Genomic DNA, 13,038 nt, shown 5'->3' with positions numbered 1-13,038 from the left:
AAGGACCGCGGATGAGTCACGACCGAGAACTCGCCTTCGTCGGGCTGGGCGGCATGGGCGCCGGCATGGCGTTGTGCCTGCGCGCCGCCGGGCACCCCCTCGTGGTGCACAACCGGACGGCGGCGAAGGCCGCTCCGCTGGCCGAGGCCGGCGCGCGGGTCGCCGCCACCAGCGGCGAGGCCGTGGAGAACGCGCGGATCGTCGTCCTGAGCCTCAGCGACCAGCACGCCGTCGAGCAGGTGCTGTTCGGGGAGTTGCTCGGTTACCTGCGGCCGGGCACGCTGGTGGTGGACACCTCCACCCTGTCGCCCGGGTACTCCGCCGAGGCCAGCGAGCGCCTGGCGCGGGTCGGCGTACGCCGGATCGAGGCCTGCGTCCTCGGCAACCCGCCGATGGCCCGGGCGGGCAAGTTGCGGATCTTCACCGCCGGGGACCGCTCCGGGGTCGAGGAAGCCCACGACGTCCTCGCCGCGGTCGGCCAGGACATCCGGTACGTCGGCCCGGTCGGCGCCGCGAGCACGCTGAAGCTGGCGTTCAACCTGATCCTCGGCAACCAGGTCGCCGCGCTGGCCGAGGCGGTGGCGTTCGTGGAGAGCAGCGGCCTGGACCGGGGACGGTTCCTCACCGCCCTCACCGCCAGCGGGTTCAGCTCGCCCACCCTGGCGTTCCGCGCCGACATGGTGCGCAACCGCAGCTACGAGCCCCCGCAGTTCCGGGTGCACCTGATGGCGAAGGACCTGCGACTGGCCGTCGACGAGGCGGAGGCCCGGGGCGTCGGGCTGCCGGTGACGGCCGGCGCGGCCGACCGGTTCAGCGAGGCGGTGCGGGCCGGGGACGGCGACAAGGACGCCGCCGTCGTCGCGGAGCCGCGCTCCCCCGTCCGCTGACCGAGGCGGCGGCGGGCTCGGCGGCGCCCGCCGAGGTCTCCGTCTCTTCGTCGGGGAGACGGAACGAGCCCGGCACCAGTGGTGCCGGGCTCGTCATCGTCCGGTGGGCGATACTGGGTTTGAACCAGTGACCTCTTCCGTGTCAAGGAAGCGCGCTCCCACTGCGCCAATCGCCCTCGATCGTGCCGAGGTGGGGACGGGATTTGAACCCGCGTACACGGCTTTGCAGGCCGTTGCCTCGCCTCTCGGCCACCCCACCGAGGTTGCCCCCGTCATGCGTGGCGGCATCTCCGAGCGGACGACGGGATTCGAACCCGCGACCCTCACCTTGGCAAGGTGATGCGCTACCAGCTGCGCTACGTCCGCACGCCCCCGGCTTTCCCGGTGACGGATGAGAACTTTAGCCGAGTCGCCGAGCGGTTGCCAACTCGGGGTCCGCCCGGCGCGTCCGCACTGCCGCCATCCCCGGCCGGCACCGGTCGCGCCCGGAATAATGCCTGCTGAGAGCCCTGATGCCAACTGTCCGGCTTCCGACTGTCGCGACCCGGCTCCACGCCGGACGGTAACGGCTCGTGTCCGTTCCGATGTATTACGGTAACCGTCGTGACGAGACGTGCGGCCGAGATCCGCCTGGATGCCCTGCTGCGCACGGCCTGTGACGTGATCGTGGAGCGCGGCCTGGCCAACACCCGCACCGCGGACGTGGCCCAGGCCGCCGGGGTGAGCCAGGCCCTGGTCTTCTACCACTTCGCCACCAAGGACCGGCTGCTCGCCGAGGCGTTCGCGTACGCCGTCGAGCAGGATCTCGCCCGGCTGGACGCGGTGATGCGCTCCAGCGCCCCGCCGCTGACCAAGCTCCGGCGGATCGTCAAGCTCTACACACCCGCGGGCCGGCCCATCTCCTGGGCCCTGTGGATCGACGGCTGGGCCGAGTCGCTGCGCACGCCCGAGCTGGAGAAGGTCTCCCGCCGGCTGGACCTGCGCTGGCGGCAGGACCTGGCGTCGGTGATCGCCGACGGGGTGGCCGACGGCACCTTCGAGTGCGCCGACCCGGCCGGCGCCGCGTGGCGGATCAGCGCGGTCATGGACGGTCTCGCCGTCCAGCTCGCGGTGCACGATCGGGTCATCTCCCGACGGCAGTTCACCGAGTGGGTGCGCCTGGTGACCGCCCGGGAGCTGGGCCTCGACCCGGCGAAGCTGGACTGAGGGCCGGCCAAGCTGGACCGAGGGCCCGGCGAAACCGGCTCGGACCGGGGCGCCGCACGGGACAATCCGGGCATGCAGCTGCTGGACACGTACCGCCGTAGCCTGTCCGACTTCACCAGCTGGGTGGCGCAGGTGGGCCCCGGCCAGTGGACCGCGCCGACCCCCTGCCCGAGTTGGGACGTCCGGACTCTGGTCAACCACGTCGTCGGCGAGGACCGGTGGAGCGTGGCGCTGATGGCCGGCCGCACGATCGCGGAGGTGGACGACCGCTACGCGGGGGACCAGCTCGACGGCGACCCGGCGGAGGCCGCCCGGGACGCCGCCGCCCAGGCGGAGCTGGCCTTCAGCCGCCCCGCGGTCCTGGAGCGGACGGTCGAACTGTCGTCCGGGCCGACGCCGGCCGACGAGTACCTGCACCAACTCCTGGCCGAGCACCTCGTACACGGGTGGGACCTGGCGGTGGCCATCGGCGCAGACCCGCGCCTGGACGCCGGCGCGGTGGCCGAGTGCGCCCGGTGGTTCAGCGGGCGGATCGGCGAATACCAGCGCGGACGGCTCGTCCGGGGCGGTGTCGGCGTGCCGGCCGACGCCAGCGCGCAGGACCAGCTCATCGCCGCGTTCGGCCGGGACCCGGACTGGGCGCCCTGAGGTGTTACGAAGGGGCCCTTACCAGCGGTTCCAGGCGCGGTGGGCCTCCGCGTCGGCGGCCCGCGCCGCCTTCGTCAGGTGCCGCAGGCGCAGCAGCAGGCCGAGGCCGAGCGAGAGCAGCAGCCCGCCCAGGAGGAAGGCGGCCTGCACCGCTCCGAAGCCACCGGACCGGGCGACCGGGCGGCCCGCGCCGGCGGCCGCCGGCGGCACCTCCGCGACGCCCTCGTCGACGGGGACCTCCTCCGCTGCCTCCGGCTCCGCCGGCTCGCTCGGTTCGGCCGGGGGCTTGGAGACCTCCGGCGACCGGCTCGGCCGCGCGTCCCCGCCCCGCCCGACCACGGTCCGGGTGGCCGACTGGCGCGCCAGCAGACGCAGGTTCGCGTCGTACGCCTCCGCCGCCAGCGTGACCCGCCCGCGGGTGACGTCCTCGGCGAACGCCACCCGGTAGCGGGCGGTGACCGTCCGGTCCGGGCAGAGTGTGCCGGGGTCGAGCTGGCGGTCGGTCAGCCGCGCCACGTCGCCGTCGGTGCTCACCTCCAGCGGGAACGAACCGGTCTCCTCGACCCGGTCCACCCGCACCTGGTCGAGCCGGAGCCCGGACACCCGCAGCACCATCGACCAGCGGACCTTGTCACAGCCGCCCCGGTCCCGCCGGACCACGGCGGCGATCGTCGCCACCTGCCCACCGGCCCGGAACTGGTCGGGCAGCCCGCTCAGCTCCGTGCGGTTGGCCGCCGACGCGGGCGCCGGCGCGGCCAGGCCCACCCCGGTCAGGCAGGCCAGCACCACCCCGGCCCGCAACGCGTACCGCCACAGCGTCACCTTCTCCGCCTCCCGTCGGTCGCCTCCACGACAGACGCTAGGAGCGCCCGCGGGCACCCGGTAGACGGGCGTGTTCGCACGGACCGGCGAACGCGGAGGGCGATTTCACGGAGCGTGGTGAACCGATCACGCTCCCCCCGCGACACGCCGCGCGGGCGACTACGGGAGAATCTGCCGGTGTCCGAGCTCACCACCGCCTTCGTCCGGCTGCACGCGCGCCTCGCGCCGGTCGCCTTCGTCCCCGAGGTGCGGCTCCACCAGGCCGACGACGCGGTCGGGCTCTGGGAGCTGACCGAGGGCGAGTTCCGCAGCGCCCAGCCGCCCCCGTTCTGGGCGTTCGCGTGGGCCGGCGGGCAGGCGCTCGCCCGGTACGTCACCGACCGCCCCGACCTGGTCACCGGGCGGCGGGTGCTCGATCTCGCCGCCGGCTCCGGCCTGGTCGCCATCGCCGCGGCCCGCGCCGGGGCGGCCACGGTCCGCGCGGTCGAGGTGGACCCGCTGGCCGTCGCGGCCGTCGCACTCAACGCCGAGGCCAACGGCGTACGCCTCGACGCCGAGCTGGGCGACATCCTCGACGGCGACGCGGGCGACGCCGAGGTCGTGCTCGCCGGGGACGTCTTCTACCGCGAGGCGATGGCGAAGCGGGTGCTCCGCTTCCTGCTGAAGGCCGCCCGGTCCGGCGCCACGGTGCTGGTGGGCGACCCGGGCCGGGCGTTCCTGCCCCGCGACCGCTTCGACGAGCTGGTCACCTACGACGTGCCGGTGCCCGAGACGCTGGAGAGCGTACGGGTGAAGCGCACCACGGTGTGGCGGCTGCGCGCCCGGCTGCCGGGGACGGCCCGCTAGCGTTTCGCCGTGTTGTTCCGGAGCTGGGCGGAGCCTGCCGACGCCCGTTGGCCGGACGTGGCCCGCGTCGCCGACCACGCGGGCGTCGAGCACCTGGTGGTGACCCGCCACGCGCTGGTCCGGCAGGTGCTCACCGACCCGGCGACGTACCGCCCGGACAACGCCCTCGACGCCGTCACACCGATGCCGGTGGCCGCCCTGCGGGTGCTCGCCGGGCACCGCTTCCGCCTCCCCCCGACGCTCGCCAACAACGGCGGCGCCAGCCACCCGGGCGTGCGGGCGGTCGTGGCCGAGGCCCTGCACCCGGCGAAGGTGGCCGCCCAGCGGCCCTGGCTGGCCGCGCTGGTCCGGGAACGGGTGAGCGCGATCCGCGCCACCCTCGACGCCGGCGCCCCCGCCGACCTCTACGCCGACCTCGCCGCCGACCTGCCGCTGCTGGTGCTGGCCCGGCTGACCGAGCTGCCGGACGCCCCGGTCGGCGCGGTGAAGGAGTTCGCCCGCGCCGCACTGGAGCTGTTCTGGGCCCCGCTGGACGCCGACCGCCAGCTCGCCCTCGCCGACGAGGTGGGCCGGTTCCACCGGGTACTGCGGGAGTTCGCGGCCGACGGGGGCGGCCTCGCCGGGGCGTTGCGGGCCGCCGGGCACCCGCCCGACGTGGTCGTCGGCGCGCTGTTCTTCCTCCTGGTCGCCGGCCAGGAGACGACCTCGCAGTTCCTCACCCTGCTGCTGCACCGGCTGGCCGGCGAGCCGGCCGTACGCGCCGGCCTGCTCGCCGGCACCGTGGCGGTCGCCGACGTGGTCGAGGAGGGACTGCGGCTGGAGCCGCCGATCGTGACCTGGCGGCGGGTGGCCGCCGTGGACACCACGCTGGGCGGGACGGCGGTGGCGGCGGGCACCGGTGTCGTGCTGTGGCTGGCCCGCGCCGGCCGCGACCCGGCGGTGGTCGAGGCGCCCGGCGAGTTCCGGCCCGGGCAGCGGGGGTCGCGCCGACACCTCGCCTTCGGGGCGGGCGCCCACCGCTGCGTCGGCGACCAACTGGCCCGGACGGAGGCGGCGGTGGTGGTCGAACAGGTCACCCCGCTGCTGGACGGCGTGACCGTGGTGCGTCCACCGTGGTGCCCGGACAACCTCACCTTCCGGATGCCCGACGCCTTCGTCGTCCGTCGGAGCTGACCCCGCGGCGCCGGCAGCGGCCCACCTGACCAAAGTGAGGGTCGGTGGGTGCCGTTCGGGCACGGTGCCGGCAGCCGCCGCGCGCCTACCGTCCTCGCATGATCACATTTCGTGGGTTGACCAAGCGGTTCGGCGACACGACCGCCGTCGACGACCTGACCGTCGACATCGCGCCGGGCCGCGTCACCGGTTTCCTCGGCCCGAACGGCGCCGGCAAGTCCACCACCATGCGGATGGTGCTCGGTCTGGACCGCCCCACCGCCGGGCGGGCGCTGGTCGGCGGCCGGCCGTACCGGGAGCTGCGGCACCCGCTCCACCAGGTCGGCGCGCTGCTCGACGCGCGGGCCATCCACCCGGCCCGGTCCGGCCGGGCGCACCTGCTGGCAATGGCGCGCAGCAACGGCATCCCCGCCCGCCGGGTGGACGAGGTGCTGGCCACCGTGGGGCTGGACGACCGCGCCGCCGCGAAGCCGGGCCGCGCCCTGTCGCTCGGGATGGGACAGCGGCTCGGCATCGCCGGAGCGCTGCTCGGCGACCCGCCGGTCCTGATGTTCGACGAGCCGGTCAACGGGCTCGACCCGGACGGCGTGCGCTGGATCCGGCAGCTCGTCCGGTCACTCGCCGCCGAGGGCCGCACCGTGCTGGTGTCCAGCCACCTGATGAGCGAGATGCAGCAGACCGCCGACCGGCTGGTGGTCATCGGGCGCGGCCGGCTGCTCGCCGACGCCCCGGTCGAGGCGCTGATCGCCCGAGCCGGCGGCGCGGTGCGGGTCCGGGTGCCGTCCGCGCCGGACCGCGACGCGCTCGCCGAGCGGCTCGTCGCGGCCGGCGGCGGCGCCGAGCCGGACGGCCCGGACGCGCTGACCGTCACCGGCGTCGACGCCGAGCGCGTCGGCGACCTCGCGTACGAGCTGCGGATCCGGCTGCACGAACTCAGCCCGCAGGCGGCGTCGCTGGAACGGGCGTTCATGGCCCTCACCGCGGACAGCGTCGAGTACGCCGGCGGTGGTGCCCGATGACCACGACCGCCACGCCCACCCACCGTCCCGGACCCGGGCCCGACCGTCGGACGGGCACGCTCGCCGGCGCGGTCGCCGCCGAGTGGACCAAACTCTGGTCGGTCCGGTCCACCTGGTGGACGGTCCTGGCCGGGGTGCTGGTGATGGCCGCCACCGCCCTCCAGCTCGCCATCTACGTGAGCAACGACAACACCAACGACGACCCGGCCGACGACCCCGGAGTCGTCAGCGTGGGCAGCGTCCTGATCGACTCGGTCGAGCTCACCCAGTACGCCGTACTGGCGCTCGGCCTGCTCCTGGTCACCAGCGAGTTCACCAGCGGCACGATCCGGACCACCCTGCAGTGCACGCCGTCGCGGGGCCGCGTACTGCTGGCGAAGGCCGTGGTGACCGCGGCGGGGACCTTCGCGCTCGGGCTGCTGCTCGGCACGGTCGGCGCTCTGGTGGCCCGCCCGGCACTCGGCCGCTGGGGCACCGCGCCGGCCGGCGACACCGTGCGCGACGTGCTGGCGGTCGCGACCTACCTGGCGCTGGTCGGCGTGCTGGCCCTCGGGCTCGGCGCGGCGCTGCGCAGCGCGGTGCTCACCCTGATCGTGCTGCTCGCCACGCTGATGATCGTCCCGCTGTCCCTGCAGGAACCGGGCATCGCCGTGCTCGACCACGTGGCCGACGCGTTCCCCGGCGTGGCCGGCGGCCACTTCCTGGCCGGGGACGGGGGCCCGTACCCGCCGTTCGTCGGGTTGCTGCTGCTCGCCGGCTGGGCCGCCGCCGCGCTCGCCCTGGGCCGCGCCGCGCTGCGCCGCCGGGACGCGTGAGGCCGGGGCGGGGCTCGTCAGCCGGTTGGCTCGACGAGCCCCGCCTCGTACGCGAGGATCGCCGCCTGCACCCGGTTGCGCACGTCGAGCCGGGTGAAGATGCTGGTCAGGTAGCTCTTCACGGTGCCCTCCACCAGGTGCAACCGGCGCGCGATCTCCGCGTTCGACAGGCCCGCCCCCACCAGCGCGAGCACCTCCCGTTCCCGCTCGGTCAACCCGACCAGCCGGTCCCGGGCCGCCGGGCGGCGCGCCATCCGCCCGCCGCCCAGCTCGATCACCCGCCGGGCCACCCGCGGTGACAGGTACGCGCCGCCGTCCGCCACCGCGTGCACCCCGGCGACCAGCTCCCGCGGGTCCCCCGCCTTCAGCAGGAACCCGCTGGCGCCGTGCCCAAGCGCCCGGGCCACGTGGTCGTCCTCGCCGAAGGTGGTCAGCATGACCGTGGCGGTCTCCGGCACCAGCCGGTGGATCTCGGCGGCGGCGGACAGCCCGTCCAGCTTCGGCATGCGGATGTCCAGCAGCGCCACCCGGGGCCGGTGCGCCCGCACCAGTTCCACGGCCGCCCGGCCGTCGCCCGCCTCGCCCACCACCTCGATGCCCGGGTCGGTGGCCAGGATCGCGCGTACCCCGGCGCGGATCATGGCCTCGTCGTCGGCGAGGACGACCCGCACGGCCTGCTCGGTGTTCATCCGTCGATCCGCTCCTTGCTGACCAGTCGGCCGTCGGCGAAGCACAGCCGCCAGGTCGGCTGCGCCAGGGGGAAGTTCCCGTCGGTGTAGTGCTCGCAGCCGGCCCGGCCGCCCCCGGCCGGCGGGTCCACCGGGCGGCGCGGCAGCCCGTCCAGGTCGGCCCGGGCGGCACCCACCGGCAGCCGGGTGAAGGTCGCCTCGTCGAGCACGGTGCCCGCCGTCGCGACCGGGTAGTAGACCAGGGTCAGCACCGCGGCGATCGCCGCCGGCGCCGCCACCGCGGCCAGCAGGCTGCGTCGCACCCGCCGCCGCGCGTCCCGCAGCCGCCGATCGGCCTCGCCCATCCCGTCGTGGCGGCCCGGACCGGCCGGCCCCGACCGTTCCGGCCCGGGCTCCTCGCGGTACGGGCCGTCGTCCCCGGGCAGCCGGGCCTCGATAGCGAACCCGCCGTCGGCCCGCGGCCCGGCCGTGAGGACGCCGCCGGTGAGGCGTACCCGCTCGGTGAGCGCGAGCAGGCCGGAGCCGGTGGACGGCGGGGCGGGCAGCGGCCCGGCCGGCGGCCGGGCGTTGACCACGCTCAGGCCGATCCACTCCCCCTCGGCGCGCAGCGACACGGTCACCGCCGCGCCCGGCGCGTAGCGGGCCGCGTTGGTCAGGGCCTCCCGCACCACCCGGCACACCGCGTACGCGATCGCCGGCGGCAGGTCGGGCAGGCCGTCCGGGGGCTCCAGCCGGACCGCCATGCCGGCCTCCCGGGCGCCCTCGACCAGGTCGGTGACGCTCCCCGGGCCGGCGGTGTCCGGACCGCTCTCCTCGCGGAGCACGCCGATGACCGCGTGCAGCCGTTCGGTGGCGGCGGCCACGCTCGCGCGCAGCTCCCCGGCGGCGGCGCGGTGCTGTGCGGGCAGGTCGCCGGCGAGTTCCAGCGCGGCGGCGCGCAGGGCGATCAGGCTGAGGTCGTGGCCGAGGGAGTCGTGCATCTCCTGCGCGATCCGGGTCCGCTCCCGCAGCCGCACGCGCTCGGCCAGGCCCCGCCGCTCCCGTTCCCGGTCCTCCCGGTGGCGGCGCTCCGCCTCGCCGAGCGCCTCCTGCTGGCGCCGGTGCCGGCCCACCAGCCAGGGCAGCACCCCGGCGAAGAGCAGCACCGAGGCGAGCATGAACCAGGTGGCGGCGTCGGTGCCGAGCAGCACCAGGTTCAGCACGGTGCCCCCGGCGGCGATCACCGCGAACGCCACGCCGGCCGGGGCCGCGCTGGCCGCCCGCCGTCCCGCCAGGTAGCTGAAGAACGGGATGACGAAGAGGAAGTTGCCGTCGAGCAGCGAGCCGAGCACCACGAGGACCAGCGCCGCCACCGGGAACCGGCGGCACCCGGCGACCGCCGCGGTCAGCACCGCGAGGCCGCCGGCCAGCGACAGCAGGGACCGCGCGTCGTACGGGGGCGAGAGCCCGGCGGCGAGCAGCGGCCCCGCCGCCACCAACCAGAGCAGCCCGTCGACGCACCGGCGCCGCCACCGGGCCTCCGCCAGTCGGTCCCGCATCCGTCGCCAGCCACCCACGGCGGCCACGCTACCCACGCCCGACCTGGCCCGACACCGACGAAAGTCAGTGCTCAGCTGATCTCCTCGGCCCAGGCGCGCCAGTCGTCCAGCACCCCGTAGAGCGCCGGGGTGAGCCAACCGGGGGCCGATCGCCGGAAGACGCCGGGATCCATCGCCCCGGCGCCGGCCGGCAGCGCCCCGAGCAGGTGCGGCACCAGGTCGGTGAGGTTCGCCCAGTGGACCAGCTCCGGCTCGGCCGGCCAGGCGCCGATCACCACGCCGGCCGGGACCGCCCGGCGCTCCAGCGCCTCCAGTGTCAGCGCGGTGTGGTTGAGCGTGCCCAGCCCCGCCCGCGCCACCACCACCGCCGGGCAACCCAGGGAGACCGCGAGGTCGGCCACCGTCCACGGCTCGCCCGAGGGCCGCAACCCCATGGGTACGAGCAGCCCGCCGGCGCCCTCGACGAGCACCAGGTCGTGCTTGTCGGTCTCCTCGCGTACGGCGTCGACCGCCGTGTACAGCTCCAGCGGAGGCAGGTCGGCCACCCGCGCCGCCGCCAACGGGGCAAGCGGCTCCGGGAAGCTGGCCAGCGTCCGGCCGGTGAGCGGGGCGGCGAGCCGGGCGACCGTGTCGACGTCCGCCGGGTCGCCGGTGGCCGTACCCGTCTGACCCGGCTTGACCACCGCGACCCGCAGCCCGGCGGCCTGCGCGGCCGCGGTGATCGCCGCGGTCACCACCGTCTTGCCGACCTCGGTGTCGGTGCCGGTCACCAGCACCGGCCCGCGCCACGGCTCGCTCCGCACGCTCACGGGGCCACCTTCGTTCGCGACTGCGGGGCTCGCAGCCCCGGCTCACTCCTCGCGCTCACGGGCGGCACTCCACGATGATCTCCAGGGCCCGCTCGAAGGCCGCCCGGGGCACCCCGGCGTTGACGGTCAACCGGAGGCGGGAGCGGCTGTCCGGCGTGGAGGGCGGGCGGAAGCAGCCGACCGCGACGCCCCGGTCCCGGCAGTCGGCGGCCCACTCGGTGGCCGCCTCCGGGCCGGGCGCGGTGACCGACACGACGGCGCCGTCGGGCGCCGACACGGTCAGCCCGGCGGCACGCAGCCGGCCGACCGCGAGGGTGACCCGCTCGGCCAGCTCCGCACGCAGGTCGTCGCCGGATCGGGCGAGCGCGACGGCGGCGCGCACCCCGGCGACCACCGCGGGCGGCGGCGCCGTGTCGAAGATGAACGTCCGGCCGGTCTCGACCAGGTGCCGGATGAGCTCGGCCGGACCGGCGACCACGCCACCGGCCCCGCCCAGCGCCTTGGACAGGGTGGCCGTCACGATCACGTCCGGCTCGCCGGTCAGGCCGGCCGCGGCCACCGCGCCGGCGCCGCCCGGCCCGGTCACCCCGAGCCCGTGGGCGTCGTCGACCAGGAGCAGCGCGCCGTGGGCCCGGGCGACCGCGTGCAGCTCGGCCAGCGGGGCGAGATCCCCGTCGACGGAGAACACCGACTCGGTGACCACCACCGCCGGGCGGCCGGGCGCGGCGGTCAGCGCGGCGCGGACCGCGGCCACGTCGGCGTGCGGGGTCACCACGACCTCCGCGCCGGAGATGCGGCAACCGTCGATCAGCGAGGCGTGGTTGTGCGCGTCGGAGACGAGCAGCGTCCGCGGCCGCACGAGCGCCCGGACGGCACCGACGTTGGCCAGGTAGCCGGAGGAGAAGAGCAGGGCCCGGTCGGTGCCGAGCCAGCCGGCCAGGTCGTCCTCGAGGGCGTGGTGGGCGTCGGTGGAGCCGCGCACCAGCCGCGACCCGGTGGCTCCCAGCCCGTACGCCTGGAGGGCCGCCGCCGCGGCGGCCGTGACCTCGGGGTGTGCCGACAGGCCGAGGTAGTCGTTTCCGGCCAGGTCGACCATGGCATCACCGGCGGCCCGGGGACGGAGGGTGCGGGTCAGGCCCGCCTTGGCGCGCAGCTCGGCACGGCGGTCCAGGGCCGCCAGCCAGTCCGCCACCGCCGCTCCCCTCCGTGGCGCCCGCCCGCCGGGCGCCTCCGCCGGGGCGAACGTACCACCCGGCCCCGGCGGCTCCGGCGTGGCGCGGGGCCCGTGCGGCGTGCGTCTCGACTCCCGCTGGTGCTCCGCTCGCGCCCGCCGCGCGGCCGTTTCCGGCCGCCGGAGCGGCCTTGTAGGGTACGGGCCATGCCAGAGATCCTCGACCAGGCCCGGACCCAGGTGCTGGAGAACGGCGTCGGCCTCGACGAGGCCGGCGTCCTCGCCGTGCTGAACCTGCCCGACGAGCACCTGCCCGCCGCCCTCCAGCTCGCGCACGACGTGCGGATGCGCTGGTGCGGCCCCGAGGTCGAGGTCGAGGGGATCGTGTCCCTGAAGACCGGCGGGTGCCCGGAGGACTGCCACTTCTGCTCGCAGTCGGGCCTGTTCACCTCGCCGGTGCGCTCGGTGTGGCTCGACATCCCGTCCCTGGTCGAGGCCGCGAAGCAGACCGCGAAGACCGGGGCGACCGAGTTCTGCATCGTCGCCGCCGTGCGCGGCCCGGACGCCCGGCTGATGAAGCAGATGCGCGAGGGCGTCGCCGCGATCAAGGCCGAGGTCGACATCCAGGTGGCGGCCTCGCTCGGCATGCTCACCCAGGAGCAGGTCGACGAGCTGGTCGACCTGGGCGTGCACCGCTACAACCACAACCTGGAGACCTGCCGCTCATACTTCCCGAACGTCGTCACCACCCACACCTGGGAGGAGCGCTGGGAGACGCTGCGGATGGTCCGCGAGTCCGGCATGGAGGTCTGCTGCGGCGGCATCCTGGGCCTCGGCGAGAGCGTCGAGCAGCGGGCCGAGTTCGCCGCGCAGCTCGCCGAGCTGGATCCGCACGAGGTCCCGCTGAACTTCCTCAACCCCCGTCCCGGCACCCCGCTCGGCGACCGTCCGGTGGTCGAGGGCAAGGACGCGCTGCGCGCCATCGCCGCGTTCCGGCTCGCCATGCCGCGCACCATCCTCCGGTACGCGGGCGGCCGCGAGATCACCCTGGGCGACCTGGGCACGCGCGACGGCCTGCTCGGCGGTGTCAACGCGGTGATCGTCGGCAACTACCTGACGACGCTGGGCCGGCCGGCCACCGCCGACCTGGAGCTGCTCGACGACCTGAAGATGCCGGTCAAGGCGCTGTCCGCGACGCTGTGAGCACGCCGGTGACGACGACCGACGCGGGGCCGGGCACCTGGTGCGACCGCTGCGGCGAGCCCGCCGGCCCGGCCGACCACCCGGCCTGCCGGGCGGCCCGGGAGTTGGAGCCGCCCCGGTACTGCCCGCACTGCCGGCGGCGGATGAAGGTGCAGGTGCTGCCGGTCGGCTGGTCGGCGGTCTGCGTCGAGCACGGCGAGACACGAGGCTGA

14 protein-coding genes and 3 tRNA genes are annotated in these 13,038 nt (G+C 75.9%); 9 read left to right on the top strand and 8 right to left on the bottom strand.

From position 1 onward, the window contains the following. Positions 1-11 precede the first annotated feature (11 nt). Positions 12-887: an NAD(P)-dependent oxidoreductase gene (locus tag EV376_RS13510; protein ID WP_130323231.1), complete on the top strand. Its 876-nt coding sequence runs from the start codon at positions 12-14 to the stop codon at positions 885-887. 104 nt (positions 888-991) lie between these two features. Here EV376_RS13510 and EV376_RS13505 read toward each other — a convergent pair. The 3 genes from EV376_RS13505 to EV376_RS13495 form a co-directional block, all read right to left on the bottom strand. Beyond that, positions 992-1,063: transfer RNA gene (locus EV376_RS13505), tRNA-Val, on the bottom strand. A 12-nt stretch (positions 1,064-1,075) separates the two neighbouring features. After that, positions 1,076-1,146 (bottom strand) — tRNA-Cys (locus tag EV376_RS13500). Between the two features lie 34 nt (positions 1,147-1,180). After that, positions 1,181-1,253: transfer RNA gene (locus tag EV376_RS13495), tRNA-Gly, on the bottom strand. Positions 1,254-1,490: 237 nt separating this feature from the next. On the opposite strand from EV376_RS13495, the gene EV376_RS13490 reads away from it, so the two are divergent. Continuing rightward, entirely contained in the window at positions 1,491-2,093 is a 603-nt protein-coding gene (locus tag EV376_RS13490; RefSeq protein ID WP_130323229.1) for a TetR/AcrR family transcriptional regulator, read from the top strand. Positions 2,094-2,165: 72 nt separating this feature from the next. Beyond that, positions 2,166-2,741, top strand: coding sequence for a TIGR03086 family metal-binding protein (locus EV376_RS13485; RefSeq protein ID WP_130323227.1), 576 nt, complete (start codon positions 2,166-2,168; stop codon positions 2,739-2,741). Between the two features lie 18 nt (positions 2,742-2,759). Here the strand turns inward: EV376_RS13485 and EV376_RS13480 are convergent, their stop codons facing one another. Continuing rightward, the gene (locus EV376_RS13480) at positions 2,760-3,563 is read right to left on the bottom strand and encodes a hypothetical protein (RefSeq protein ID WP_130323225.1); all 804 of its coding nucleotides are present in this window, start codon (positions 3,561-3,563) and stop codon (positions 2,760-2,762) included. A gap of 177 nt (positions 3,564-3,740) precedes the next feature. On the opposite strand from EV376_RS13480, the gene EV376_RS13475 reads away from it, so the two are divergent. The 4 genes from EV376_RS13475 (at position 3,741) to EV376_RS13460 (ending at position 7,416) form a co-directional block, all read left to right on the top strand. After that, positions 3,741-4,409, top strand: coding sequence for a 50S ribosomal protein L11 methyltransferase (locus EV376_RS13475; RefSeq protein ID WP_130323223.1), 669 nt, complete (start codon positions 3,741-3,743; stop codon positions 4,407-4,409). Between the two features lie 9 nt (positions 4,410-4,418). Next, positions 4,419-5,582 (top strand): cytochrome P450, encoded by a 1,164-nt coding sequence (locus EV376_RS13470; protein WP_130323221.1) that lies wholly within the window; start codon positions 4,419-4,421, stop codon positions 5,580-5,582. Positions 5,583-5,680: 98 nt separating this feature from the next. Next, positions 5,681-6,601 (top strand): ATP-binding cassette domain-containing protein, encoded by a 921-nt coding sequence (locus EV376_RS13465; RefSeq protein ID WP_130323219.1) that lies wholly within the window; start codon positions 5,681-5,683, stop codon positions 6,599-6,601. After that, complete coding sequence (locus tag EV376_RS13460) at positions 6,598-7,416, top strand: ABC transporter permease (protein WP_486482617.1); 819 nt, start codon at positions 6,598-6,600, stop codon at positions 7,414-7,416. Before EV376_RS13465 ends, EV376_RS13460 begins: the two co-directional genes overlap by 4 nt. A 17-nt stretch (positions 7,417-7,433) precedes the next feature. On the opposite strand, the gene EV376_RS13455 is transcribed toward EV376_RS13460, so the two are convergent. The 4 genes from EV376_RS13455 to EV376_RS13440 form a co-directional block, all read right to left on the bottom strand. Beyond that, the gene (locus EV376_RS13455; RefSeq protein WP_130323217.1) at positions 7,434-8,105 is read right to left on the bottom strand and encodes a response regulator transcription factor; all 672 of its coding nucleotides are present in this window, start codon (positions 8,103-8,105) and stop codon (positions 7,434-7,436) included. After that, on the bottom strand, positions 8,102-9,661 hold the full coding sequence (locus EV376_RS13450) for a sensor histidine kinase (RefSeq protein ID WP_486482616.1): 1,560 nt from the start codon (positions 9,659-9,661) through the stop codon (positions 8,102-8,104). Before EV376_RS13450 ends, EV376_RS13455 begins: the two co-directional genes overlap by 4 nt. A gap of 53 nt (positions 9,662-9,714) precedes the next feature. Then, a complete protein-coding gene (bioD, locus tag EV376_RS13445; protein WP_130328642.1) occupies positions 9,715-10,419 on the bottom strand; it encodes a dethiobiotin synthase in 705 nt (234 codons plus the stop codon). 88 nt (positions 10,420-10,507) lie between these two features. Next, a complete protein-coding gene (locus EV376_RS13440; RefSeq protein ID WP_130323213.1) occupies positions 10,508-11,644 on the bottom strand; it encodes an 8-amino-7-oxononanoate synthase in 1,137 nt (378 codons plus the stop codon). Between the two features lie 186 nt (positions 11,645-11,830). On the opposite strand from EV376_RS13440, the gene bioB reads away from it, so the two are divergent. Continuing rightward, the gene (bioB, locus tag EV376_RS13435; RefSeq protein ID WP_130323211.1) at positions 11,831-12,826 is read left to right on the top strand and encodes a biotin synthase BioB; all 996 of its coding nucleotides are present in this window, start codon (positions 11,831-11,833) and stop codon (positions 12,824-12,826) included. Next, complete coding sequence (gene bsaP / locus EV376_RS13430) at positions 12,823-13,038, top strand: biotin synthase auxiliary protein BsaP (protein WP_130323209.1); 216 nt, start codon at positions 12,823-12,825, stop codon at positions 13,036-13,038. Before bioB ends, bsaP begins: the two co-directional genes overlap by 4 nt.

The organism is Micromonospora sp. CNZ295 (assembly GCF_004217535.1).
Note: the sequence above shows the minus strand (reverse complement) of the source record. Positions and strands in the feature narration are given on the sequence as shown.